The sequence below is a fragment of the Enterococcus sp. AZ091 genome, from assembly GCF_051714805.1.
Taxonomy (GTDB): domain Bacteria; phylum Bacillota; class Bacilli; order Lactobacillales; family Enterococcaceae; genus Enterococcus_D; species Enterococcus_D gallinarum.
This window is the reverse complement of sequence record NZ_JBIOSO010000001.1, coordinates 109,825-136,795: the sequence shown is the minus strand read 5'-3', so window position 1 is coordinate 136,795 and position 26,971 is coordinate 109,825. Positions and strand designations below refer to the sequence as shown.

Sequence of the window (26,971 nt, the reverse complement as noted above, 5' to 3'; positions counted from 1 at the left end):
CTGTCCCAGCCTCTTTTTTAGCGAAAACTATAATCCGACAACGAAATATGCCGGGCATGACACCAGTCTTTGACAGAACCGGAGAAAATTAGCGGTACATTGGTCAAATCCTGTGTCCGGGTTTGTCCGACCATGGTGTAGAGCAGCTGAAGCTGTTCTTTCCAAGACTGGATGGTGGCAATCGTTTCTTCAGGTCCTTTATCTAAGAGCATGGTCAAAATCGTAGCAGAGATTCCGACACTTTTGGCACCAAGACATAAAGCTTTGAAAATATCAAAGGCATCTCGAATCCCTCCTGAAGCGATTGTCGTGAAGGAGTGTTGCACTTCGTTGGCTTCTAGTAAAGAAATAACCGTCGATTGGCCGAAGTGATTCAAGTAAGCCATTTCTCGTTTTTTTCTGCGGGCATTTTCAATTTGGGTAAAACTCGTTCCGCCGCTACCAGCAACATCGATCGTTTGTACGCCTACCGAAATCAATTGCTGAATAGTCTCTCGGGTCATACCAAAACCGACTTCTTTTACGACAACTGGTACTGGAGCCGCCTTTACGATTTGTTCCAGCAGACTTAGCCAATTGCTGAATTCACGGTCCCCTTCTGGCATCACCAATTCTTGAGGGGCATTCAGATGGATCTGTAAGGCATCGGCTTCAAATAAGTCGATCGCACGCAAGGCATTTTCAACGGAACTACCAGCACCGACATTTGCTAAAAGAAAGCCCTCTGGATTGACTTGGCGAACGACTTGGAACGTGTCGGACAGCGCTGGGTCTTTTAATGCAGCTGAGACAGAACCAGTCGCCATCATCAGGTCACAAGCTTTCGCAACTTCAGCCAAGTCTTGGTTGATTTTTTTGCTTTTCTCACTTCCGCCTGTCATGGCGTTGATGAAAAAAGGGGTAGCGAAAGAGCGGCCAAAGAGTTCCGTTTCCAAAGTGACTTGTGCGCTATCGATCTCGGGAAAGGACTGGTGAATAATTTGAACCGCATCAAAATCATTCAACCGTGGCTTGTGAAAGGCTTTTGCCAATGAGACGTGTTCATCTTTTCGATTCATTAGATCTCCTCCCGATAATGATAGACATGCAGCGGCAATGGAATAATGTCGGCTTTTTCCCAAGCGCTCATCAATGGTAAGATCCCGGTTTTTTGATCGACGATCACAATGCCGCAATCCCCGCCGCCAGCGCCTGAAGACTTGGCGGCCCCGCGATAGGTTTCTGCTAAGTCACATAGTTTCTTTAAAGCGGGTGTTTCAATGGTTACACCAGTCAGACTAGATAATCCTACAAGTAATTTTCGATTTTCGGTAATCATTTTTTTGATTGTTCGGCTGTCTTCATTTAAAAAGCCATCAATCAAACGATTGACACAGTCTTTGCTGTCTGCCAAAAATTTGGCATAGCCCTTTTCTTTGGCTTCTTTTGATTGATAGACTTGGTCAACTAAATCAGAAGTGGAAGCAGGACTACCTGTCCACCCAATCAACAGGCGCAATGTTTTTGGTACAGTCAATGGACGGATCGAAAGCTCTGGCCAATCACTGGTCAATAGCTGAGTCAATGTCCATTCCTGCTGTTTTCGTAAGACCCACTCATGATCAAATGTGGAAAAAGCTAGCCAGCCACCATAGCAAGAAGCAGCAATGTCACCACACGAGCCATTCCCTTGCACGGCCAAATGGGCCAATGCGGCGATCTTGAATTGCGTCAAGCGATCCATTTTTAGATCATAGTAGAGGTTGAGTGCTTTGACGGTAGCAACGGTCACTGCACCGCTAGAACCAAGTCCATATTTTCGACCGTTGGAATTATCTAACTCACTCGTTACTTTTAAGTCATAAAAAGAGAGCAGGGTTCCTTTTTCTTGAGCGTATTTTTCTGTTAGACGAATAGCAGCTAGAATGTAATGAAAAGGATTTTCTCGGTGGTCCAGTACTAGTTCGCCATTGCGGCGAGTCCAGCGGATCGGCAAGTCACTGTACTGGGCAGATTGGATACTGCCGTTTTTGCGGGCGCCTTCGATCGTCACATTGATGAATTGATCCACCGCAACGATGATCGCTGGATGTCCAGGTTCAACGACCGCATACTCACCTGCAATAAATAATTTGCCGGGGACTGAGATTTCTATCATTTCGACACTCCTTCATTTGTCATAGACGGATCGGTCACTGTCATTGGTAAATCAACCAACCCTTGTCCTGCGTGAGCAACGATTAATTGTTCAGGATGAAAATCTTTTTTCAGCTGGGTTAATATAGCTTCTTCGTCTTTTCTTTGACAAAGCACTTTGACATTTGGTCCGGCATCCATCGTAAAGTAGCAGGCCAGCCCTTTTTGACGCAAGGAACGGACGCAATCCATTGCTCGCAAGGATTCAGGAGACCAGTAGGTGAACGGTGGAGTCGCCGCCATAGTAGTGGCATGCATTTTTAGGGCATTGGCTTCTGTCGTTTCACCTAATAACTGAAAGTCTTTTTCGCGGATGGCTTGCTTTAACTTTTTCAAATCGTGTGGTGTGCTTTCTAGCCAACCAGAATAATAGCTGGAAGTCTCTACAGTCCGACGCATCCCGTCACGACTGGAAACATCTTTTTCTTTGTCGTTGATCAAAATGAAAAGCATACTTAGCTCTTTTTCCCAGCCTTCCGAAGCAATCGGTGTTGCGTAAGACGTGTCATCATCACCAGTATGCCATTCGACAAAGCCGCCAAAAATACTGCGACAAGCAGAGCCAGATCCCCGCCGAGCGAGACGGGATAGTTCTGTTTGTGATAATTGTAAGTCAAGTGCTGCGTTACAGGCTCCGGCTAAAGCAGCTAGTCCACTAGCAGATGAAGCAAGACCAGCAGCTGTTGGAACGAAATTGCGGCTGTTGACTTGCGCGAAAAAAGGACAATTGGCTTTTGCGCGTACAAGATCCAAAAAAGCGGAGATTTTCTTCGTTGCAGCCTCACTCTGCTGTTTGTCATCCAGGAAAAAACGGTCTTGAGTATATTCCTCTGAAAAGGTAACAGAGGTTTCTGTATAGAAAGCATCTAACGTCAAAGATAAGCTGTTATTCATTGGCAAGATCAGTGTTTCGTTCTCCTTGCCCCAATATTTGATCAAAGCAATATTCGTGTAGGCTCGCGCCTTTCCTTTATACATGTTCGTAAGCTCCTAATCCTTGAATCCAAGTGGCATGGGCGCCATTGGACAATAAAATACGGCTGATCACTTCAGCCTGTGTTTTTGTTTGAGTCAAAGCGATCATACAGCCACCGCGGCCACCGCCCGTCAGCTTTGCGCCAAAAGCGCCGTTGGCTAATGCCAGTGACACGAGATCGTCCAGGTTTTGATTGCTGACACCTAGTTGCCGGAGGGTCTCATGTGCGTGGGTCATTGCCTGACCTAGCTGCGTCAGCTGATTATGTAAGATAGCTTCTTTAGCGGTCTTTGCTAAAGAACCTAAGCGGCTGATAGCCTGACTCGTTTGGTGTTTTTGCGTTTCAAACAGATGCGCGACGCTTTTGACAGCTGTGCGGGTCTGACCTTTGATCCCTGTATCGGCGACTAACAAAAAGCCATCGATCATCAATGGAAAAGAAGTAATCGGCTGCCCTTTGGTAAAGTAGATCGCCTCGTTGCCGCTTGTTGCTGCAGCATCAATACCGCTAGGATTTCCATGGGCGATTTTCTCAGAAAAATCGACATAATCCAATAGCCGTTCTTTTTTTAACTCTTTGTGCTGCCAATCAAAAAAGGCCCGAGTCAACGCAACTGCAACTGCCGCACTTGAACCCATTCCTCGTTCTGAAGGGATTGTACTAACGATCGAAACAGAAAAGGGACCGGTTTGATGGTCTTGCTGCAAGCGATGAAGAAGTTCTTTCACATTTTTTAAATGCGAAGGAGCTTCTTCTAGTGGGCCATGGTAATAATTGGAGGTTAAATCATTCGTTAGGCTGGCAGTGATCGTCACGTGGACCTTTGCGCCAGCAAATGGAAAAGCGATGGCGGGTTCACCATAGACGACCGAATGTTCACCCATTAATATGATTTTCCCTGTAGCTATGCCAGTACCGAGTGACATTCATTATCCTCATTTCTCTTAGAACTGCAGCAGAAGTCAAAAGAATGTCTCAGAGGAAGCAGCAGGCAAAAAAATAAAGGTTCCCCTTTGATCCTGTGAGTCATTCTTTTAAACTAAGCTGCAATCTACTTAATAATTACTAGTGATTTCATCATAGATCCTTGTTTTCCGTTAGAACAGAAAAGTTCGCAGAAAAACGAATAAAAGATTCTTTCTTATTTTACTAGAAGAAGGCTGTTTCGTTAAGCATTCCGAAAAAGAAATCGTAAAAAACTGAAAATATTTAAACTTTTATTGAAAATTTTTTGTTTTTGTGCTTCAAAAGCGCTGGGTTGACGATACAATATCTAGTAGTGTATAGTTGATTACGCAAATGAAACATACAATATTTAGTGATGAGTGAGTTGGGGGATATGAGCGTGATCGTATTAGCAGGAACTATCGGCGCAGGAAAATCAAGTTTAACTGCATTGTTAGCTGATCATTTAGGCAGTCAAGCATTTTATGAGTCAATCGATGATAATGAAGTGCTGCCGTTGTTTTATGCCGATCCAAATAAATATGCTTTTTTATTGCAGATTTATTTTTTGAATAAACGTTTTGATAGTATCAAAAAAGCATTGAATGATGATAATAATGTATTGGATCGATCCATTTATGAAGATTCACTGCTTTTCCATTTGAATGCTGATTTAGGACGAGCAACGGATACAGAAGTTCGGGTTTATGATGATTTATTGGCCAACATGTTGGAAGAATTGCCTTATGCAGCTCATAAAAAACATCCAGATTTATTGGTCCATATTCGGGTTTCTTTTGAAACTATGTTAGAACGGATCAATAAACGGGGACGGGAATATGAACAGTTATCCTTTGATCCTACCTTGTATGACTATTATCAAGAATTGAATCTGCGGTATGATCAATGGTATGAAGAATACCAAGAAAGTCCAAAAATCCAAATCGACGGCGATCAATTCAACTTTGTTGAAGATCCAGAAGCAGCCCAAAAGGTATTAGCGATGGTCGACGAAGCACTGGCAAAAGTGCGCAAATAAAGCAACAGCTGGAGTCCAGCCCATAAAAGTGGGGATTCCAGCTGTTTTCTTTTATAATAGAAGAAAGCGAACATGTAACGTGTGGAGGGAAACCAGTGGAAAAAAAACGATTTTACAATGGCCGTTATGAATGGATTCAAGTGGATCAACAAGACAGTAGCAGTATTGCGCGTTTACAAAGACAGCACCAGTTGACTGATGAGATGTTAACTTACTCATTAGACAAGAATGAACGTGCCCGTGTGGAGTTCGATACTGATGACCAAGCATTGTTGTTGGTGTTCAACGTACCTCAACAAGAAAAGAAAGACAATCATTTTGAAACAAGTCCGATGACGTTTATCTTAAAAAAAGATCGGCTGTTTACTTTTTCTTCGAGAAATACCCAATATGTGATTCCGATGATGGAACGGATACTCGTGCAAAATCCTTTGCAAACACCGATTCATTTTCTTTTTAATAGTCTTTTTTTGATCTCAGGAACTTTTTTTCCTTTAGTCGAAGAAGTCAATAGCGATCGCGTGCATCTCAATCAACGGCTGCGGGAAAAGACCACCAATAAAAATTTGTTGGAAATGTCTGACTTGGAGATCGGACTAGTTTATCTGGTTTCGGCAACGAAACAAAACGCCGTTTTATTAGAACAGATCAAAGCTTTGTCATTCTTTCGTTTAATGGACGACAATGAAAAAGAGCAGTTGGATGATGCACTGATCGAAGCGAAACAAGCCGTTGAAATGACTCAGTTAGCGTTTCAAATTCTGGAACAATTGTCAGGTACGTACAATAATTTGTTGAACAACAACTTGAACGACACGATGAAATTCCTGACTGTTTGGTCGTTGTTGCTGACGGTACCATCGATCGTTACCAGCTTCTTTGGCATGAACGTTCCATTGCCCTTCACGAATACCGTGTTTGGCTGGGGAATCGCTCTGCTGATCAGTTTAGTCTTGTCAGGATGGATGTTGATTGCACTCTGGCGCAGAATCAAGTGATGCTTCAGTCAATCACTAGACCTAACCCCGCTGCAATCACTAATGCTTGTTCTTGGTCAACGATCAATCCCCGCAACAATTCTTGCGAAAGAGCGATTTTCTGGAAAGGATTGGTCCGCAGATCCAGCTGATAGAGTTTGGTTCGGAACCAATTACTGTTTGTCAGCTGATTGTGTTGCAACTGGAGATTTTTCCATTGGACTTCGTAAAATTCTGTGTCATTTAGCTGGCACTCTGCAAAGCGGATCGTTTTGAGATTGGTGTTGCTGAAGGAAGCAAAATTGCCGACGCAAGATTCAAATGTACAGTCACGAAAATAACTTTCTGCAAAATTTGTACCGGTCAGCTTGCAGTTTTTGAAGTGTACTTGATGAAAGCTAGCGCCCAAACATTCCATGTTGGAAAAGTCGCAGTTTTCAAAGAAAACATTTTGGCATTCCCAATGCTCTAGTCTTGTCTTTTGCATGGTGACCTTTTTCAAGTGGCACTGTTTTAAAATGAGACCCGTACAAGCGTCATAACTGGCATCAGTTTCTGTAAAAAAAGCTTGTTCAAAAATTTCTTCATCTTCAAGATAAAAATCTTTTGTTTCTGAGTATTCAATAATCGGTAAAAGAGGCTCCGGCTGCTTTTTTTTCATTTTGCACCTCAAAATTTTGTTTTTTTAATAGTATACCATGTTTTTAGCGATGCCTTTAGCAGTGCAAAGATGTTTGATGGATAGATTGTGAATTTAATTCAATAGGCTAACTTTAGCTGCTGAAATAGCAAGGTTTTATGAAAAATAAATACGCTTATATTCACAAGGTTATGAATTGTTTTAAGAAAAATCTTCATTTCAGAAGCATAATTCAAGGATAATTCGGCAATAACCAGTAAAAACTGTCATTTTTTTAACGGTTTGCGAAAATCTTGATAGTTTTTAAATTCACAATGTAGCTATAATGAAACCATAAACAAAAGGGGGAAATTTTTCCATGACAAAAACAGTGATTATTGGTGCGAACCACGCAGGGATTGCCGCAGCAAATACCTTATTAGACAATTACCAAGATCAAGAAGTGGTAATGATCGATCGGAATACAAACCTCAGTTACCTTGGTTGTGGGACTGCGTTATGGGTTGGACGTCAAATCGATTCGTATGAAGGCTTATTCTATACAAAACGGGAAGATTTTGAGGCAAAGGGAGCAAAAATCTATATGGAAACAACTGTTGACCATATTGATTTTGAGAAAAAAACGGTTCATGCAGTAACAAAAGATGGTGAAGAAGTGGTAGAAACATATGACAAACTTGTTTTGGCAACAGGTTCAGTACCAATTTCGCCAAAAGTACCTGGTCGTGATTTAGCCAATATTCATTTCTTGAAGAGATTCCAAGATGGCCAATCTGTGGATAAAGAACTAGCAGCTGAAGAAGTAAAAAATGTTGCTGTCATCGGGGCCGGCTATATTGGAGTGGAAATTGCAGAAGCTGCAAAACGTCGTGGTAAAAACGTTCTTTTATTTGATGCCGCTAACCGTGCATTACCAAACTACTATGACAAATGGTTCACGGATGACATGGATCAAAACTTAGCAGAGCATGGGATCGAATTGCACTTTGGTGAATTAGCTCGAGAATACAAAGGAACCGACAAAGTAGAAGCAGTGGTAACGGATAATGGAGAATATCCAGTGGATCTTGTGATCAATGCGATCGGCTTCTTGCCAAACAATACATTAGGCAAAGAGCACTTGGAACTATTTACGAATGGTGCCTACTTGGTAGACCGTCACCAACAAACAAGTGACCCAGATGTTTTTGCGGTTGGAGACTGTGCAACGGTTTATTCGAATGCATTGCAACAAACGACCTACATCGCTTTAGCAACAAATGCCGTTCGCTCAGGGATCGTAGCTGGCCATAACATTGGCGGTACATCATTGGAATCAACTGGGGTCCAAGGATCAAACGGAATCTCAATCTTTGGTTACAACATGGTTTCTACCGGTCTTTCCGTAGAAGCAGCAGAACGTAACGGTGTGAAAGTGAAGTATTCAGATTATGAAGATACGCAAAAACCTGGATTCATGAAAGAAAACGATACCGTGAAAATCCGGATCGTTTACGAAGAAGAATCACGTCGGGTGATTGGTGCCCAAATGGCATCACGTACTTCAGAAATCGCTATGGGAATCCACATGTTCTCATTAGCAATTGAAGAAGGTGTAACCATCGACAAGATGAAATTACTTGATATCTTCTTCTTACCACACTTCAATCAACCATACAACTACATCACAATGGCTGCATTGAAAGCTGAATAATAAATAGCTGAGGGAGCTGTGACAAAAATCTTGTCGCAGCTTCTTTTTTCAAATAAACGATTAGAAGTAGCTTCTTTGGAACCAAGCCGAAACTTCAGGTGGCTGTTCACTTTTGTTAAGCGCTCTTTTTTGAAATAATCATGAAAATCATTGACAAGAACTAAAAAAAGCAGTATACTATAAAAGTTGAGAAATTAAAGCAGAAGCACCCGCTTCTCGCCTGAGTGACTGTATCGCTGGGCAGAATAGGATTCCTACATTTTGTGTATGGAGTACGTGCGGGTTCGTGAAGAACTCGTTTTTTTTTATTGTCTGATTTCGAATCGACAAGCTTTTCTTTCTCTCAAAAAACTCGGAGGTGAATGACCATAGCAAAGGATATGATGGTAAACGACGGCATTCGTGCACGTGAATTGCGTTTGATTGATCAAAACGGCGAACAACTTGGTGTAAAGAGTAAAGCTGAAGCATTGCAAATTGCAGAACGAGCAAACCTTGATGTGGTATTGGTGGCACCAAATGCGAAACCACCGGTAGCAAGAATTATGGATTACGGAAAATATCGTTTTGAGCAACAGAAGAAAGACCGTGAAGCTCGTAAAAAACAAAAAGTAATCAACATTAAAGAGGTTCGTTTAAGTCCAACGATCGACGTCAATGATTTCAACACAAAGTTGCGTAATGCACGTAAATTCCTTGAAAAAGGGGACAAAGTAAAAGCTTCGATCCGTTTCAAAGGCCGTGCCATTACCCATAAAGAGATTGGTCAGAAAGTGTTGGATCGTTTGGCTGAAGAAACAGCTGATTTAGCATCCGTTGAACAAAAACCAAAAATGGATGGACGCAGCATGTTCTTAGTATTATCGCCAAAAAATGATAAATAATGACTCACTGAGTTTCAGTTTAAAGTCAGATAACGAAAGATTTTGAGGAGGAAATTAGTTATGCCAAAACAAAAAACACACCGCGGATTAGCAAAACGCGTAAAACGTACTGGCGGCGGCGGATTGAAACGCTTCCGTGCATTTACTAGCCACCGTTTCCACGGTAAAACAAAAAAACAACGTCGTCAATTGCGTAAAGCTTCTATGGTTTCAGCTGGCGATTACAAACGTATCCGTCAACAATTAGCACGCATGAAATAATTGCGTCCCAGGCTTTACAAATTCAAACAACTATCGATTTTCATATTAGGAGGAATTATACATGGCACGTGTTAAAGGTGGAACAGTAACTCGTAAACGTCGTAAAAAAGTGCTAAAATTAGCAAAAGGTTACTACGGTTCTAAACACACTTTATTTAAAACAGCAAAAGAACAAGTAATGAATTCATACAACTACGCATACCGCGATCGTCGTCAAAAGAAACGCGACTTCCGCAAATTGTGGATTGCTCGTATCAACGCAGCGGCTCGTATGAATGGCTTAAGCTACTCAAAATTGATGCACGGTTTGAAATTAGCTGAAATCGACATCAACCGCAAAATGTTAGCTGACTTGGCTGTAAACGATGCAACAGCATTTACTGCATTGGCTGACCAAGCAAAAGACGCTTTAAACAAATAAACTCACGTTGTTCTACAACGATTGAACCCGCTCAATGAGCGGGTTTTTTGTTGTGCGCCAGGCATGGTGACTAACTATATGGTGAAAGTCCATTGCGGATGATGACTTAACGAATCATTATGGCAGGTTGGAACGACGAAATTCATTAGCATAAAATATTAGTAGGCGCAAAGCGCGCCTATCTTCAGAATGTCTGAAATTCAACGAGAACTAAACTGCGCTTGTTTGGTCAATTAGGAGACACCATGAATGGCTTGCCCTGAAGGAGCGTTTTGAGACATTAGGATGTACCCGTAGGGAAATTTTCCTTGGTGAACCCTTTGTTCTGTTGTCGTGTTTTACGCCCTCAGGTCTTAGGTGAGAGCGAGATTGCGCCAACCGTTACTGGGCTACAACAAATCTACCATACCCATACAGCACCAAAATTATCGATGTAGTATGAGTGTGTAGTTACGGCTATAGGGCGACCATCCGCTACACTAAGAAATAGTTGGCTCCAATTTGGAAGAGATGTTTAGGAACAACTGTAGTTACAACTACACCTGTGAATGATGAGAGGGTGAGCATTAGTATCAGTGTAGGCGTAAAAGTGAATGACCATTCTGCGTTAAATGTGAATATAGAGATTTGAGAAATTTATCGCTTTGATGAGCTTTTTTGGTATAATGATAAATAAAAGGAGTCGGTTAAGGTAGAATTTGTAGACTTAATAAATAAGGTCAAAGGGTGTTTCGTAAAATTGTACATTTTGTATATAAAGCCTAATTTACCGCTAATTATTTTGTTTGTCGTACTGATTATTATAGCAATAGCACTTATGATTTTCATTGACTGGAAATGTAGAGGAAAGTACAAAATTAAGATCGTGACACGCACATTCGATAATGACCTCGGTGGTGGGCAAGAAGAATATCAGAAATATTGGTTATGGCAAATACAAAAAAAGAAAATGATAGTTGCCTATTTTTATAATAAAAACAAAGTGCCATATTCAAGACATGCCAGGAAGCGAAGAAGATACACAAAAACAAAAGTTCCATTTAGAAAAGAAGTATATTGTATTCTTTAATACGCATGTAAAAAACTGCCTATAAAATGGACGGTTGCTCCACATTAGATGGGAAATTCAAAAGTATGTACTTGCGTTGGTGGTTTGTGATACAATTAAAAAATCACTAAAATTAGCAAACTTTGTAGCTGTTTTCTTAACTTTCCTAGGCATCACATGAGAATAAATTTCCAGAGTGATTTTCATATCTTTATATTCTGGTCGTTCACTCATTTCTTTTATAGGCACGCCAGCTTGTAAAAGTAACGATACATGACTATACTAAAATGGCTCGAGCGAGGAGAACGGGGTTATCACTTGCTACTAGAAACTATGCTGGAAATATTGCAGCCGAGGATATAAATGCGATGATGGAATATGTTCAATAATAGAATGTAAAAAATTAAACTATCTTGCTTATAGAGGACGAAGGAGATTATCCCCTCGTTCTTGTTTGCATGTTACAAGACAGAACGAAGCGTTTGATCCATGAGGGTATATTGCTTAATAATCTACATTTAGACTGAGTGAATACAGAATAGTTCGTTAATATAATTTAAAATAAATCTTCTAGTTTTTGATATACTATTCGAAAAGATAATTTATATTTATCTAAAATTTTAAGATGTCAGGGTGATATATTATGAAACTAACTGATCTAGATATAAGAAATGTTCTCATAGATAAATTGGTTAGGGAAAATCAAGAAAAAGAATATAGAATTCTTGAAGAATTAGTTATTTGTGACGGTAAAGCAAGAGTGGATGTTGCAATTGCGAATGGCTTATTTAAGGGCTATGAAATAAAGAGTGATGTTGACACACTAGATAGATTAAGTAATCAGGTTGAGATGTATGATGCAACATTTGATAAATGTATTATTGTAGTAGGAAAGAAGTTTGAGGATAAAATTGAACTGTATGTTCCAGAGCATTGGGGAATAATCAGTGCTTATGAAAATAAATTTGGAAAAATCTCTTTAAAGAATATAAGATCAGCGTCCTTCAATAAAAGAATAACCTATAGAGGTTTGACTGACTTATTATGGAATAGTGAGTTAAGATTGCTCATGAAGAATAATAAAGTGAGAGGTTATTCAAATAAGACCAAACCTGAATTAGTTGAAATGGTTGGAAATAGTATCGAGTTTACTAGTTTAAAACAATATACTCGAGAAACGCTTAAGCATCGAAAAGATTGGAGAGTTGTTTAACAATATATTCTATGTGATGATTAGTACCAATTGCTCTCCATGTAGTTAAATTCCCGCCCGAACCTTTGGTTCCGTCAGAAATTTCTTGTATTACAGAATCGCCCCATGAAAACGACTTTTTCAAAAAATGTTGAGAATTGACTAAGTCAATACAACATTTTTTGACATTGTCAAGCTTCAGACCGCCTTTTTTCAATGTTTTACCTTTGTATACAAGATAGTTACTTTCTAGAGTATATCTTATATTGAACGAAGGCTGCATACCAGGAATGAATTCAAAACTTGTCCAATGGTTTATACCATAATCACCAAAGACTAGGTTTAAATCTGTAAAGCTATTTTTGATTAATTTATAAAAATCTATTTCATGTCTTCCGATTGTTAAAAAAGTTTCTTTTTCAATGTCCAGTGTCGTAGGAAAGGAACCAGAAACAACTATTATAGAGTTGTAATCATGTATATCTGGGATATCAATCAAGCAAGATTTCACTGATGCTGCTTGTTTTTTATAATTGGAAGCGTTAATGTCTTGGGAATCGATGATTAAATCAACATTTTGTAATTCAAGCTTTGTTGATATTTTGTTGAATTCCTCAAGGAATTCTTCTTCAAAAAAATCGTCAATAGTAAACCGTATGGCAACACCATCGCTAAATTTATTAATAACCTTAGCAATGGTTTCATCATCATAAGATAAGTGGATGACAGGAATCATGTACTCAGAATTATTATTGATTATCCAATTTTTGAAAACGCTATTATCTATCCCTTCAGAAATGTTTTCATAAGGGAAATCTAAATAATAACGCCTATCCCTCCAATAATTTTCTAAAGTACTTGGAACAGAACCTTGAAAGTGCTCAGGAGCTACTTCTAGCAATGGGCAAATTGCGTTCTTAGAACTTTCGCTTAATTGCATTAATGCATCTTTTTCACCTTGTTTTTCTTTTAAAATTGGGACGTACAAATAAAAACCTCCTTTGTGTATCCATTCGAATAGCCTCTCTGTTATTGTATCATTAAGATAGCACCATTTCATCATTTTTATAATCAATTAACAATATGGTCAGTTAATTTTTTTGTGTTTGCATGCCACGCTTGATGAAGAAATTTGCCTCAGATTTGCCCAGAATAAATTTAAACTGAGTTAAATTCTGTTAAATGATTATATTCGAAAAGTTAATATTATCGGATTGTTTTAAATGCTAGCAAATCCTATTAAAACTATTTTCTGGCTGACCAAGCAAAAGACGCTTTAAACAAATAAACTCACGTTGTTCTACAACGATTGAACCCGCTCAATGAGCGGGTTTTTTGTTTCTTCCGCTAAGCAAAATACCAAATTCGCTTGACTAATGGTATAGTAGTCTACAATGAAATCGGATTCCTGTTGAGGCTGGGAGGATATCAAATGAAACTAGTAACGAGGAATGAAGTATTGGAAGAATCAAAGGCAGTCCTAAAAATCATCGCGGGTAATAGTTTGTTGGGATTTGCTTATGCGAAATGGATGAAACCTAATGGGATCATCAATGGTGGTGTCACTAGTATGGCGATGATTTTAGAAAAGGTGACCAATGTACCGATCGTTTATTTGACATCTGGTATTACGACCCTTCTGCTGGTTTTTTGTTGGCTATTTTTAGGAAAAGCCAATTTTTTCAAGTCCATTATCAGCAGTGTTTTTTATAATTTATTTTTTGCTCTTTTTTATTATATGAAGATTGATTTTCAAGTAAACCTAATGCTTGATTTCTTATTTGCGAGCTTGTTCATAGCGGTAGGGTACTATTGCTGCATCACGGCTAACGCTTCAACTGTTGGGATGGATGTGATTGCCATGGCTATCAACAAAAAGCGGCCTGATTTTAGTATTGCTCGGGGTATCCGCTATATCAACTTTATGGTATTAATATTAGGATTTTTGACTTATGGCTTCAAATCAGTAGTAATTGGATTACTATTTAGTTTTGTCAATTCTTATCTATTAGATTTTTTGTTGAAAAGAAGCAGTCGGTGATCTATTTGGTGATTCTTGCTTCCTTTCATCCGCAATAAAAACGACAAACTAACAGTAGTGATCCAATTCAAATTGGGGTTATTTCATTAATTGACTCGCCTCATAAATCTCTTGTTTATACGGAGATTTATGAGGTGTTTTTTGTTTTTTGTCTATCAACGAATAGAGAGAAACCGTTAAAAATGCGCAATATGACAAAATAAGTTGATTTATTTTGAATTTTGTCTTTTTCATAAACAGGTCAATAAGTGAAAGAGATTTCTCAATCCCAAATCATGTGATTTTTAACACATATTTCAGAAAAAAACGAAGTAAAATGTCCTTATTTATTAAAAAAATGCTCAAGTCTGAGATAAAAATCGCTTTTATCCATTCATTTCCAGGCGCAAAATGATAAGAATTACTCCTTTTTTAAAAAGATTACTAAGTAAGAATGAGACTCAAATACTTATTTTTTGAAAGGATTTTGTCAGTTCCTAATAGCGAAAATATCCGATAATCTGTTTAGATAATCTTTGCACTTTTTTAGGAGTGATCTTTATGTAAAACGAAAATGTTGGATTGGTTGTTTAGGCATGTGTAGGTTAGGAAAGATTTAAAAAAATATGAAAGAAGGTACAGAAATGAAACGAAAGAAAAAATTAGTTACAAAGTTCGTTGTTGCAACAACTCTTTTCACAGCAGGTAGTTTGGTGGTTCCAGCTGCTGGCACTTTATCTGCCTATGCAGCGACTACAGGTCCTGTTGCAGATAATACTAGCCCTCGTTCTATTACACTTTGGAAATATGAAGTGAAAGATCTATCTGAACTGGGTGATCGTGGCGATGGGGAGATGGATGATACGGTTACAAAGACGCCGTTAGCAGGGATCAAATTCCGCATTCAACGGGTAACGGCAATCGGTGATGCTGCTTTAACGAATCCATTAGATCAAAAAGAAGGAACCGATTATACGATTGACAACACATTTACTGCTCAAACAGTAACGACAGGAGCAGATGGGTCTGTCAAAGCGAATTTGGGTAGCGGCAATGCGGCAGATGGCATTTATTTAGTTACCGAATTAGAAGATGACCGTGGTGTCTCTCCTGCCGTTGCAAAACCAGCAGATCCATTCTTTGTGCAAGTACCTCAAACGGACCGTGATGATCTAGGCTCATTAATCTATGATGTAGTCGTTCAACCGAAGAACATTATGGAATCTTTGCTTGAACCAGATAAGACCGTTGAAGAAGGAAAAGGTTTCTCCAATAAAGCAGGAAATCATTTCACTTGGGAAGCCAATGCCACTCTTCCAAGCGGACTCTACCAAATTGCAGCGAAAGACATGGTTATTACACCAGTTTATGACAAAGATGGTAATCAAGTTGCGGATATTCCAGTCTCTGCAGGCGACGAAATTTACGCTGACTACTATACGATTCGCGATACATTGAACGAAAAGATTTTGTTGGATGGGTTAACTGTTAATACGAAGACAGATTCCAGTGACTGGGTAGCACTTGAATTTGGCACAGATTATACCGTTACACTGAATGGTGCTAATGTGGCAACAGAACCAGTCACTGACCAATCTGAGAATGCAAAAGCTGTTGCTGTTAGTTTGACTGAAGCTGGAATGAAGAAAGTTGCCACTAATGGCGATACGAAGATCCAAGTTGTTTTTGAAACCCATACAGACAAAGACTTCAATGGAACCATTGTCAACCACATGGATGTAGATTATTTAAGTCCAGGATTAAAACCGGTTGAAGTACCATCTCCACCTGAAGAAGACCCAGAATACTACACAGGCGGATTTGACATCAAGAAGACAGCAGAAGACGAAGCTAAATTGTTAGCAGGGGCAGAATTCCATCTTGCAACAAGTGAAGAAGATGCGAAAGCCAATAAATTCTTAGCTTCTGATGGTAAGTCTTATACATTGAATAACGATGGCTCAGTTACTGACATGCCAAATGGCGTCACTCTTTTAAAAGCTACCTCTGACGATCAAGGATTGGCAGAATTTAATGGTCTTGAGTTGAACTGGTATACCGATACAGACGGTGACGGACAACAAGATATTGGTACCGAGCCAACATTTGATGCCGATCAAATCAAACGTGACTATTGGGTAGTAGAAACAAAAGCACCAGAAGGCTATGAATTATTGAAAGCACCACAACAAATCACAGTCAATTTAGCAAGTGAATCTAATGACATCATTGAAGCAACGATCGTCAATGAAACGAAGACCGATCTACCATTTACTGGGGGAGCTGGAACAACATTATTGATCGCAATTGAATTGGCGCCATCACAATTGGTACAGCTGCTGTAGTGATTGATAAAAAACGTCAAACAAACTAAGAGGAGTTCAGAAGGAAAGAATGAGGTGACTTAAGGAATGAATAAATTTAAATTGAATACACTTGTCGCCGTTCTGTTTCCGGTTGTACTCGCTTTGCTGATTATCTGGGCTATTCCATCTGCCTCTACGTTAAAGGCAGATGATAGTGGTTCTTCTTCGGTTAATGAGGATTCAAATGCGGAGGTGATCGTTGTTCCAACAACTGTGACGGATAAGAGTTTGCAAGAGTTGACAAATAAGGAATACACACCCAAAGATTCCTTAAACAAACCTGTCTACTTTAGTGAAGCAACGTCAGAGGAAATCGGAACTACTGCTAGTTCTCCTATTCAAATGGGAGAAGGCAAAATTAGTTTGAAAACAGGAACAGCAACATTTGATACAAATGATAATCCTGGGTATGACTCGAATGAGACGAATACCATTGTTCGCTCTCATGATCAAGTGATTTATCTTGTTTCATTTACGATTCAAAATAGTACGAAAGATCAAGATTACACCAATATTCGTTATCGATTGAAAGCGACCCTCCCTAATGCAATTACCAAAGATAGTAATGGCGTTCCTCAAGTCAATGGAGAAATTGCAAACGGGACTTATGTTGATACGGGAGCAGGTGATGGTACCCAGTATTCGGAAGGTATCATGGAATCGACGATTAGTGATACAGGGCAAATCTTTGTGCCAATCGTAGTGAATGTGTTCGATGCAAAGCATGGGACGGTGATGCAACCGACTTTTGAGTTAACCATAGTAGATGCTGAAAATTTGGAAAGTGGTGTAACCGAACCCATTAACAGTGTGTATGATTCTGAATTTGCGGTTCCACAGACAACGGTTTCTGCTAAACCATCGGTAGAGATTCAATTGGTTTCAGGGGATCGAAAAAAAGGAACAGATGTATTTGGTGGAAGCAATGCCAATCTAGATGCATATGATATCGGGGCAGTTACTGTATTGCGTCCATTGGAAGGAAGAGCTACAGGTGATTATCGAGGCGCCTCCTTCCCTACTGGACCAATCACTTACACGATCAAGCAAAAAGGAACCTATCAAGTCAATGGAAGCTCCACTACGAATAATTTAGCGACTTCACAATACGCGAATTATTCGATAGGCGCTTATGCACCAGCAACTTATCAGCGGACGCAACCATTTATGAAAAACGTGGGCACGGTAAATACCAATGTATTTACCGCACCATTAGCGATTCCCAATGCCAATACTGGTGAGATTTATTCTACACAGCCTAAAGGATTGCTGGAAGAGATCGGTGTCTATGAATCAGGTAACTTTAACGTTACCACTAATGGCGATGTCACCAACTCCGATTATGCAGGAGTGGTCAATCCATATACGTACCTCATGACTGGGAATAGAACTACTAGTGGTTCATCTAAAGCATTTTCAAGTTTAGAGCTCATTATGTCTTGGGACCGTACTCAAACAGAAGCGATTGCTCGAACAAGCAACTGGAGTCGATACGATATGAGCTTTTATGTGGATTCTGTTTCCTATGATGGGGTGACAACTTCCAATAATTCAAGTATTTCATATCCTAATATTGTCACAGCATCTGGGGCGTATGTTTGTGGACCAGTACTAGCAAAAGCAAGCAGCTCAGATATGCATAGTTGGTTGACTAATTTAGCACTAAATCAACCTAGTGTTTCAACTAATACAGGAAATGCGCGGTTATCTTCCGGTGACTCGATTGTTGCTTTTGATTTCATCGGAACAACCAATGATGAAGTCTTTGAAGAAGATACCATACTAATGTGGGATCCCAGTGCATTCGCATATGATACTTCGAGACCGTCTGTAATTGAGCCTGTATCCGATAAACCAAAATTTATGTATGGTGTTGCGAAGAATTTTGCAAATACTGCTCCAGTAACAATGCAAGTTCAATCGTTCGGTGTGACAGAACAGCTATATAACTGGTATGCCACACCAGAAGAGGCAATAGCAAGCGGTGGACAAATATCTGCCGTTGCTGCTTATGTAAAAACATCTGTTCCAACGGGATGGAAAGGTATGCCGAGAATCCCGTTGAAGGTTATTCAAAAACAACCCGGCAACGTGACTCCTGCAGGAAATCCTTTAGTATTACTGAGCACACATCAATTTAAAGATAACAATGGAAATATTCTCTATGATCCTTTGGCAGGCACGACTGGAACATACTTACCAACTCAGTATAATGCTAGCGGAGAAGCAACCTCTATTCCAATGACCTATTATTGTATTTTTGGTGAATCAGCCTATGTGAATCCCTTCAGTATTGTAACGAAGACAGAAATCGAAAAAGAACTCTACGATACTTCTGAAACAATTTCTATAAAAGTAAGTGGAGCGTTGACAGGAACGAGCACCGTTGATTATGACGGGGCATTGACGACAACATTGCCAAAAGGAATCCACTATCAAGCCAATTCCAGCAAGGATGCTATAGGAGAGTCATTACCCGAACCAACTATTACAACGAATGCTAACGGAACAAACACTCTTCGTTGGGCCTTCTCAGATATGCCATTGACAACTGGTGTAGAAGTGAATTTCAAAGCAACATCTGATTTTCCAGAATTGAGTTTTGATTCTAGTGGATTTACTGACAATTTAACAGTCTCTACTGTAGGGGAAATGTGGCGAGCAGATGATACATCAGTAAAAGACGAAACGGATGCAGCAATTCGATCTTCATCAGACACATTCAAAGAAAAACTGATCCAACAAGTAATCGTCAGCAAAACAGGAGACAAGAAACTCATTGAAGTGGGAGATGATACACCGGTTGGGGTGACCGATGCTATCAAGTACACAATGATTACAAAGAATGAGTCAGCACAACCTATCCAAGACGTGAGAATCAGCGATGTGCTTCCTTACGATGGGGATTCCAGAGGGACAATCTTACACGGTAGTTACAATGTAACAGATGTCAGTGTGGATGATCCTGATGCAGAAATCTATTTTACCACGGAGAAAGCCAATGAAGAGACAGATCCGAATGATATTGATGATTGGACACTCTATAATGCAGGAACGTCTGACATCTCTAAAGCCAAAGGATTTCTAGTGAAAACAGACTCATTGCCTGTTGGCGAGACACTTACTTTGACAATTACGATTGATCCAAGTGGTCAGAAACCAGAAGATGTCTTGGTCAATAATATTCGCTTCAACTCTCATTTAGACATGGTGGTTCGCTCACAAAACTTTGAAACTACTGTCTATGGTCGTGACCTTTCCGGGCTTGCATGGTATGACGATAACCTTGATGGGTTGATTGGTAATTTGGCAAACGGAAATGCAGAACAACCTGCCAAAGACATTCCAGTGAAACTTTACCGCACAAGTTATGTAGATGACACCTATCAAAATGAATTAGTCAAAGAAAGCTTGACTGGGGAAAAATTTGTTGATGATGCGGGCAATTCTTTGATCAAAACAAATGCAGAAGGGAAATATCTCTTTGCAAACGTTCCAGAAGGAGAATACATCGCGGAATTTGTGGTTGGTGATCAAGTGGTGCAGAAGAAATTTTCTGTAACAAAACCACTCGTTGGGGATGATCCAACACGAAACTCCAAAGCGGATCCAGACACATTCAAGACTGCAGCGTATACAATGCCAGAATTAACGGATTTGGCAGCCGATGAAAATCTGAAGGATAATCTTCACCATATAACAGATGTCAACATTGGTTTGATTCGTGCTTCTACTATCCGGTTATTTAAATACGAAACAGGAACTGCAGTCGATGCCAATGGTGACGGACAGCTGAGCGATGTAGAAAAAACAACTGGTAAACCTTTAGCAGGTGCGACGTTTGATTTATACAAAGGAAATAATCAGACCGAAAAAGTCGCAACAGCAACCACAGATACGAACGGTTATCTGAACATTACAGGTGTAGCACCTGGAGCATACAATCTTGTAGAGACAAAAGCACCTGTCGGTTACGAATTGATCAAAGAACCGCTTAAAGTCACGATTACTGAAGGGAATCAAACAATTCTCGTTTATCAAGAAGATGATCCTGCGACAGAATTACCGCAAGCGGGGGCCAATGGGCCAATGGTTTGGCTTTTAGGTATCGCAAGTGCGTTTGGTTTGGCAGGAATCTGGGCGCTGTTTTATTACTACCGTCAGCTTGGAAAGAAAGGAGCGTAATCAAATGAAAAAAAATATCGTTTTCTTTCTCTCATTCCTATTTCTGATAGGACTAGGGTTAGCTCCGCTTCATGTACAGGCTGATGAAGCTAGTAATGAGTCTTATGCGATTTCGATACAGAAATATAAGCTGAGTGATTCAGCCCTTCTGTCCACAGATCTACCTATGGATGGGACAAAACTAGATAAAGTGACAGATGGAAATGGAAATGCACTCGCACCTTTAGCCGGAATTTCCTATGAAATTACCCGGGTGACTCCGGTACAAGGTCAATCAACGTTTGAGCCTATCGTTGGAGTGGATGCATTTTCGATCACTGTCACTACCGATCAAAACGGATTAGCCCGTGTTGCTGGTTTAGCCAGCGGAACCTATCAAGTGGTGGAAAAAGACAATAATTTGTTGCAGTCAGTGATGGAGCCGGTCATCGTGGAATTGCCTTTGCCGCAGCGGGAGGGAGCAGCGCTAAATGAAGTCTTCTTATATCCAAAGTCTAGTGTGGTCGACTCTCCAGGAACGACACCACCTAGTCCCGACGGCGGAGACAATCAGCGCTTGCCTCAAACTAGCGGCAGTATCGGCAATGCACAGCCTCTGTATTTTATCCTAGTTTTCATCCTTGTGATGGGTGGGATCGGCATCAAAGTTCTGAAAACCAAGCATCATAAGTTTTAGTGGATTGTTGTGTGGGGTAGTCCTAAAAAAACTGCCCCCATTTTATAGAAAAGGACGAACAGGCAAATGGCTGTCACATTTGTTTTAAAATCATAGCAATTATTTTATTCCCGTACATACGTTTTGACCGAAGAGAGAAGAATCGGTCGCAAAAAAATAAAGGAGGATCACATGAGGAAACGTCAATCACGAAGAAAATACTCTTTCTTAATGCTTTTTGCCATAACGATGATCACAGCTGGTTTCCTTGTGCTCCTTTATCCAATCGTAGGCAATTATTTATCGAATCGCGAACGTAGCCAAGCAGAGTTGGCTTACGATCAGACAATGGAAGAAACAAGTGAAAAAGAAAAAAAAGAGCAATACCAATTGGCTCAGAAATACAACCAATACATTTATGAAAAGCAGCAAGGGAAGAATCCAGAACCAATCGTTTACAAAAGTGTTTTAAAGAATCGCTCCGGTGTGATGGGAACGATTGACATTCCAGCAATCGATATCAAGAAGATGCCATTCTACCATGGAACTTCCTATCAAACATTGGATAAAGGACTAGGGCATTTCGAACCAACTTCGATTCCTATCGGTGGCGAGAATACACGTTCAGTTATTACAGGACATAGTGGAGTCAAGAATCAGGTTCTTTTTACAGATATTCGGAATCTTGTGGAAGGTGATTTGTTCTTTATCAATATTTTAGGAGAACGTTTGGCGTATCAAATCACTTCTTTTGAAGAGATTTTGCCTAGTGAAGTAGATAAAGTAAAGATCAATGCCGGAAAAGATGAAGTAACCCTGCTGACCTGTACACCTCCAGGAATCAATACCTATCGCCTGCTGGTGACGGGAAAAAGAGTTCCCTATTCTTATGCAGTAGAGAAAGCAGTAACGAAACGGAACTTGTGGAGTTATCAAAACATCGTTTTAGGAACGATAGGCATCAATTTGATCTTATTCTTGATTTTGATGTTGAATTACCGCTATTGGTTAAGATATTTTCGTTCGGATGATCCGCAACGTTCGCAACGAGGACGAAAGAATTTGAAACGTTTGTTGTTTGTGACTAAAGCGTACTTTGCCCTTATTTTCGTCACGATGCTGACGATTTTAGGAATTGCGTTTTATGGCTACATGCAGATGCAGCAAGATACACAAGTCTCAGCAACAGACATTGGTAGTGAACAAACGTTAAGTGATTATAATTTGAACAAAATCCAGCGGGCAAATTATGAAGAACGTCAAATTGCTAGTGTAAATGTTGCTGATTATGCTTTAGCAAAAAGTTCCCTCCAACTTTCTACCAATAATTGGGGGATCGGCAAATTGGTAATACCTGATCAATCGATCAATTTACCGATTCTAGCAGGATTGGAGAATCAAAATTTATTGACCGGAGCAGCGACCTTTCGGCAAGAACAGCAACTAGGGAAAGACAACTATGTGTTGCTTGCTCACAATATTTACGAGCAAGATGTCTTGCTCCATCGAATCAAGTTTTTGAAGAATGGCGATAAAATCTATACTACTGATTTTAAAGATGTGTACGTCTACACAGTTTCTTTAAATAAAGTAGTGGAGGAAACCGAAGTCTCGTATATTGCCAAAAATAAACCGGGTGCTGCTCCAAAGATTACTTTGTTACGATGCGAGGGCAATATCGGTACCCAATACCGCCGAGTCGTACAAGGGGAACTGCAAGCGGTCGAACCGATTCAAGGAATGGATCAACAAGAGATGGTCTCATTAGGATTAAGACAGACGACCGCAAAATCAGATGGAACGATCGTAGAGAAGAATCCAGTCTCTCAAGTTCAAAGCTTTGCGATGGTTGTTGCGGCACGCTTCGTTAGAGAACCATTACAGACAATTTTACCCATGTTTTTATTCTTTATGCTGCCAATCTTATTCTTTAGTTTGCTTCGCTGATTCTTGCTTCCAATGAGCAAACGCGAAACTTTGGCAGCTGATTGAATGTCAGAAAATCGATACAGTGAATAGAAAGAAGAAGGTGTGATCATGAAAAAAAGTATGCTAGGTGTTTGCGTAGTTGTGCTGGGACTACTGCTTACTCAGAATGCCTTAGGCCAACCATTACATGCGGAAGATCAATCAGCGATCGAATCAACAGTACCAAGCACTGTTCCGACCAGTGATGAGACAGTGCCCTCTGCGACAGAAAATATAGAAGAACCCGTTACAGCACCAAGTACAGTTCCTAGTGAAGAGATAGAGAATACAATGGAAAATACTGTAGAATCAACAAATACAACTGCTTCCAGTTCGGAGATGACACAACCAGATACTTCTGATTCTGAAACGATTTCTGATAGTCAATCAACAGAATCAAGTAGTGTCAGTAGTGAAAGTACGGCGGATACAGCAATGGATACTTCAGAGTCAAGTTCTTCAAAGCCAAGTACTTCAAAACCAGTGGGGACAGAATCAACAACTCAATCAACGACCTCAACTTCTAATTCTAGTCAGGAGAAACAGTCAACAAGTACAAGCAAAGAAGAGCCAACGGATTCTAAGCCGCAGCCGGTTACTAATACGAATGAAACAAAAAATTCGACCAAACCAGTCTCATCAACCGACTCAACGAAGATTGCTTCCTCTGTGAATCAACCAGTAATAACCAATAATCGATTGCTGGAATCACAGGTTTCTGAGATTTTATCAAGTGTCAACGGGGCATCTTTGGATCAATCTTTTAAGGTAAGTGAAGTGGCAGAATCTGATTTGAAAGGGTTCGAGTTGCCCTTATTGAACAGCTTTGAAGATAAAACCAAAGGAATTTTGGTCTATGAAGGGATCAAATCGATTGGACAATACAAACTTGATGTCGAAAGAAAAGAAGAGTCACAAACAGCCTTACAAACAACAGAGGACTTGATCAATACATTAGTGGACAATCTATTTGGTAAACCATTGAAGAAAATTCAAAAACAGCTGGTGCAAATTGATGAAAAGCAAGCAGGGGACCTGCTTTACAAGAACGATCAATTACTTGGGCTGTATCTAGGCGCAGATTACTACTTAAAAGTAGCTGAGCCGACAGCCAAGCAAATCGAAGAAAAGCCTGAACTAGCTAAACATAAGGTTAGCACCATCGAACGTTTCCAAGAAGATGACACATTCGCAAAAACAGTGAAAGTCCAACGATTAAAGGACTGTAAGTTGACAGAGTATGGACAAAAAGTTGAAGCCTCTTATCCTGCTTCAATGGACTTTTCTCAAAATACGCAAACACAAACCTTTATCCAATCGATCGCTCAATCTGCTCAAAAGCTAGGGTTAGAGTATGACGTTTTTGCCTCGGTCATGATCGCTCAAGCAATTTTAGAAAGCGGCTCGGGTACAAGTCTGCTGTCTACCGCACCAAATTATAATTTGTTTGGTGTGAAGGGGAGTTATCAAGGGGCATCCGTCAGCTTTGCCACGCAAGAGGACCGTGGAAATGGTGAGCTTTACACGATTCAAGCGGCTTTTCGCAAATACCCGAGTTATACAGAATCCCTTGGCGACTACATCTCGCTAATCAGAGGCGGGATTCAAGGCAATAAGACCTATTATCAATCTGTGTGGCGCTCACAAGCCAAAAACTATTTGCGAGCTGCTGATTCCTTGACTGGCACCTATGCCACAGACACGACCTATAATCGGAAGATCAGCTCATTGATTGCTGCTTATCATTTAACGCAATATGATGTTCCAGAATCAAAAGAAAGACCTGGTTCAACGAGTGCAGTGTTACAAGGAAAAGAAGATATCCCTGAACAGTATCAAAAAGCAATGACTTTCCCAGATTATGATGGCAAAAACTATAATTCATCCGGTTCTTATCCAATTGGGCAATGTACGTGGTATGCCTACAACCGTGTTGCACAACTAGGGAAACACGTGGATGATTTCATGGGAAATGGCGGAGAATGGGGAGATACCGCCAAACGATTAGGCTATCGAACAAGCCAAGAACCTCAGGCGGGGTGGTTGATTTCTTTTAGTCCTGGAACAGCAGGTTCCAGTCCAGTGTATGGTCATGTGGCATTTGTAGAAGCAGTGACCAGCGATGGAATATTGATTTCTGAAGGAAACGTACTTGGCGGAACAATCATCTCCTATCGAGTCATCACGAATAGCTTGGCTCGTTCGGAGCTAGTGACTTATGTGGAGCCAAAATAATCATCCTTCAGTCGATCAAGCGTCTAGACGAAAAAGAACGATAGGTTTCATACTTGCATTCGGAGTTGTTTTTAGCCTCTTTTTCGTCTTACATACCCGCTATACGATCCATCCGGTCTCTGGCAGCTCGATGGAGCCGACGATTCAAGATGGGCAATACGTATTGATCGAAAGAAATCAGAAATTCCAACGGTATGCCACCATTGCTTTCTCAGCCACCGAGGAAGAGGGCATGTTTATCAAGCGCATCATCGGTGTCCCGGGTGATAAAATGACCATCCGGGGAAACATATTGATTCTTAGTTTGGAGACGAAGTCCAAATTTGATTCAACCGTGCAGGTGAAATTAAGTGATCAAGTGGCAGAGCAATTAAAAGAGAAAAATGAAATTCCAGCAGGCTATTATTTTACATTAGGGGATCATATGGACGTGTCGAATGATAGCAGAAATTTTGGATTGATAAAAAAAACGCAAGTAGAAGGAGTTCTAAAAGGGATCCTTCCACAAAGTATAAAAGGAGGTCGTCCTATGTTTGTGCTGAATGTTCTGGCAGTTGCGCTAGTTGTCATCAGTTTTGTCATTTTGATGATTCGATTGATTGCGCATTATCGTCTTGAACAAGTGAAGAATCTTGAACAATATCCCGCTGATTTTCGTCGGAAACTAAGCATCTTGAAACAGGAAGAGACGCGAAAAAATACCTTCTTTCTTTTGATTATTAGCGGATTGCTGGGACTTGCGTTGTGCTTGATGATGGTTTCCGTATTTCAAACGGGCAATCAGTTAGACCTTGCTCAGCACCAAGCAGCTCAAGTCGAAAAAGAAGTACAAAAACTCAAGAGTCAGCAAAATGAATTACTCTCAAAAGTAACGGTTCGTTCTTATCCTGATGAGGGGATCGGACTGAAAGAAACAGACTGGACAAAGTTAGTGGACAAAGAAAAACAAAAAGAAGCACAACCGAAGATTGAAACAGCGTTGACACAAAAATTAGCTCCGTACTTCGGCTTAGTACAAGCAATGATTTCTGTGGATGTTCCCTCACAAACGTTGACACTTTCATTATTAGGCGATACAGAAAATGAAGAAAACAAAGAAAAAATCAAAGAAAACGTAGAAGTATTTATAGCAGAAGCGAAGGATATTCCTAAACTGACACAAATAACCATTGAAATCGTTATGACAGTCAATCAGAAGCAGGAGACGATTTATGAAGGGACCTTTTTGAGAGAAAAAGACCAAGAGGATTTTTCTCTCTTAGAAACGAGTAAAGAGAAAGGATAAGGAGA

At 40.2% G+C, this 26,971-nt stretch carries 21 protein-coding genes and 1 other annotated feature; of the genes, 14 read left to right on the top strand and 7 right to left on the bottom strand.

Annotated features, from left to right (window positions below):
* Positions 1 to 17 precede the first annotated feature (17 nt).
* From fni to mvk, 4 genes are read right to left on the bottom strand one after another with little or no spacing between them, the layout of a single operon-like run.
* Positions 18 to 1,058, bottom strand: coding sequence for a type 2 isopentenyl-diphosphate Delta-isomerase (fni, locus tag IGJ28_RS00630; protein ID WP_138371486.1), 1,041 nt, complete (start codon positions 1,056 to 1,058; stop codon positions 18 to 20).
* Positions 1,058 to 2,137 carry a phosphomevalonate kinase gene (locus IGJ28_RS00625; RefSeq protein WP_156248051.1) on the bottom strand — a complete coding sequence of 360 codons (1,080 nt, stop codon included), beginning with the start codon at positions 2,135 to 2,137 and terminating at the stop codon, positions 1,058 to 1,060. The genes fni and IGJ28_RS00625 overlap by 1 nt, the downstream gene beginning before the upstream one ends.
* Positions 2,134 to 3,153 carry a diphosphomevalonate decarboxylase gene (mvaD, locus tag IGJ28_RS00620; protein ID WP_003128638.1) on the bottom strand — a complete coding sequence of 340 codons (1,020 nt, stop codon included), beginning with the start codon at positions 3,151 to 3,153 and terminating at the stop codon, positions 2,134 to 2,136. The genes IGJ28_RS00625 and mvaD overlap by 4 nt, the downstream gene beginning before the upstream one ends.
* Positions 3,146 to 4,078 (bottom strand): mevalonate kinase, encoded by a 933-nt coding sequence (gene mvk, locus IGJ28_RS00615; protein WP_252712373.1) that lies wholly within the window; start codon positions 4,076 to 4,078, stop codon positions 3,146 to 3,148. Before mvk ends, mvaD begins: the two co-directional genes overlap by 8 nt.
* A gap of 413 nt (positions 4,079 to 4,491) precedes the next feature.
* Here mvk and IGJ28_RS00610 point away from each other — a divergent pair, with 413 nt between their 5' ends.
* Together IGJ28_RS00610 and IGJ28_RS00605 are read left to right on the top strand one after the other, a co-directional pair.
* On the top strand, positions 4,492 to 5,136 hold the full coding sequence (locus IGJ28_RS00610; protein WP_003128640.1) for a deoxynucleoside kinase: 645 nt from the start codon (positions 4,492 to 4,494) through the stop codon (positions 5,134 to 5,136).
* 95 nt (positions 5,137 to 5,231) lie between these two features.
* A complete protein-coding gene (locus IGJ28_RS00605; RefSeq protein ID WP_003128641.1) occupies positions 5,232 to 6,134 on the top strand; it encodes a magnesium transporter CorA family protein in 903 nt (300 codons plus the stop codon).
* A gap of 4 nt (positions 6,135 to 6,138) precedes the next feature.
* Here the strand turns inward: IGJ28_RS00605 and IGJ28_RS00600 are convergent, their stop codons facing one another.
* Positions 6,139 to 6,774, bottom strand: a complete 636-nt coding sequence (locus IGJ28_RS00600) for a pentapeptide repeat-containing protein (protein WP_252712374.1) — start codon at positions 6,772 to 6,774, stop codon at positions 6,139 to 6,141.
* 337 nt (positions 6,775 to 7,111) lie between these two features.
* Here IGJ28_RS00600 and nox point away from each other — a divergent pair, with 337 nt between their 5' ends.
* The 4 genes from nox to rplT all read left to right on the top strand — a co-directional run bounded on the left by nox (position 7,112) and on the right by rplT (position 10,012).
* Positions 7,112 to 8,446 (top strand): H2O-forming NADH oxidase, encoded by a 1,335-nt coding sequence (gene nox / locus IGJ28_RS00595; protein ID WP_003128643.1) that lies wholly within the window; start codon positions 7,112 to 7,114, stop codon positions 8,444 to 8,446.
* Between the two features lie 191 nt (positions 8,447 to 8,637).
* Positions 8,638 to 8,759 (top strand) — a sequence feature (ribosomal protein L20 leader region).
* 49 nt (positions 8,760 to 8,808) lie between these two features.
* Positions 8,809 to 9,330, top strand: a complete 522-nt coding sequence (gene infC / locus IGJ28_RS00590; protein ID WP_003128645.1) for a translation initiation factor IF-3 — start codon at positions 8,809 to 8,811, stop codon at positions 9,328 to 9,330.
* 60 nt (positions 9,331 to 9,390) lie between these two features.
* Positions 9,391 to 9,591 (top strand): 50S ribosomal protein L35, encoded by a 201-nt coding sequence (gene rpmI, locus IGJ28_RS00585; protein WP_003128650.1) that lies wholly within the window; start codon positions 9,391 to 9,393, stop codon positions 9,589 to 9,591.
* A 61-nt stretch (positions 9,592 to 9,652) separates the two neighbouring features.
* Positions 9,653 to 10,012, top strand: coding sequence for a 50S ribosomal protein L20 (rplT, locus tag IGJ28_RS00580; protein WP_003128653.1), 360 nt, complete (start codon positions 9,653 to 9,655; stop codon positions 10,010 to 10,012).
* A 1,126-nt stretch (positions 10,013 to 11,138) separates the two neighbouring features.
* On the opposite strand, the gene IGJ28_RS00575 is transcribed toward rplT, so the two are convergent.
* Entirely contained in the window at positions 11,139 to 11,294 is a 156-nt protein-coding gene (locus IGJ28_RS00575; RefSeq protein ID WP_438845081.1) for a hypothetical protein, read from the bottom strand.
* 409 nt (positions 11,295 to 11,703) lie between these two features.
* Between IGJ28_RS00575 and IGJ28_RS00570 the strand changes: the two genes are divergently transcribed.
* Positions 11,704 to 12,273, top strand: a complete 570-nt coding sequence (locus IGJ28_RS00570; RefSeq protein WP_252712332.1) for a sce7726 family protein — start codon at positions 11,704 to 11,706, stop codon at positions 12,271 to 12,273.
* On the opposite strand, the gene IGJ28_RS00565 is transcribed toward IGJ28_RS00570, so the two are convergent.
* Positions 12,242 to 13,240 carry a beta family protein gene (locus tag IGJ28_RS00565; protein ID WP_252712331.1) on the bottom strand — a complete coding sequence of 333 codons (999 nt, stop codon included), beginning with the start codon at positions 13,238 to 13,240 and terminating at the stop codon, positions 12,242 to 12,244. The genes IGJ28_RS00570 and IGJ28_RS00565 overlap by 32 nt on opposite strands.
* Positions 13,241 to 13,684: 444 nt before the next feature.
* Here IGJ28_RS00565 and IGJ28_RS00560 point away from each other — a divergent pair, with 444 nt between their 5' ends.
* From IGJ28_RS00560 to lepB, 7 genes are all read left to right on the top strand, one after another.
* Complete coding sequence (locus IGJ28_RS00560; RefSeq protein WP_021149136.1) at positions 13,685 to 14,293, top strand: YitT family protein; 609 nt, start codon at positions 13,685 to 13,687, stop codon at positions 14,291 to 14,293.
* A 623-nt stretch (positions 14,294 to 14,916) separates the two neighbouring features.
* Complete coding sequence (locus IGJ28_RS00555; protein WP_438845080.1) at positions 14,917 to 16,617, top strand: SpaH/EbpB family LPXTG-anchored major pilin; 1,701 nt, start codon at positions 14,917 to 14,919, stop codon at positions 16,615 to 16,617.
* A gap of 66 nt (positions 16,618 to 16,683) precedes the next feature.
* Complete coding sequence (locus IGJ28_RS00550; protein ID WP_252712329.1) at positions 16,684 to 20,823, top strand: SpaA isopeptide-forming pilin-related protein; 4,140 nt, start codon at positions 16,684 to 16,686, stop codon at positions 20,821 to 20,823.
* A 4-nt stretch (positions 20,824 to 20,827) separates the two neighbouring features.
* Complete coding sequence (locus IGJ28_RS00545) at positions 20,828 to 21,499, top strand: pilin N-terminal domain-containing protein (RefSeq protein ID WP_219645453.1); 672 nt, start codon at positions 20,828 to 20,830, stop codon at positions 21,497 to 21,499.
* A gap of 171 nt (positions 21,500 to 21,670) precedes the next feature.
* On the top strand, positions 21,671 to 23,425 hold the full coding sequence (locus tag IGJ28_RS00540) for a sortase family protein (protein ID WP_252712328.1): 1,755 nt from the start codon (positions 21,671 to 21,673) through the stop codon (positions 23,423 to 23,425).
* Between the two features lie 90 nt (positions 23,426 to 23,515).
* A complete protein-coding gene (locus IGJ28_RS00535) occupies positions 23,516 to 25,681 on the top strand; it encodes a glucosaminidase domain-containing protein (protein WP_252712327.1) in 2,166 nt (721 codons plus the stop codon).
* The gene (gene lepB / locus IGJ28_RS00530) at positions 25,665 to 26,966 is read left to right on the top strand and encodes a signal peptidase I (protein ID WP_208774606.1); all 1,302 of its coding nucleotides are present in this window, start codon (positions 25,665 to 25,667) and stop codon (positions 26,964 to 26,966) included. Before IGJ28_RS00535 ends, lepB begins: the two co-directional genes overlap by 17 nt.
* The last annotated feature ends 5 nt before the right edge of the window (positions 26,967 to 26,971 follow it).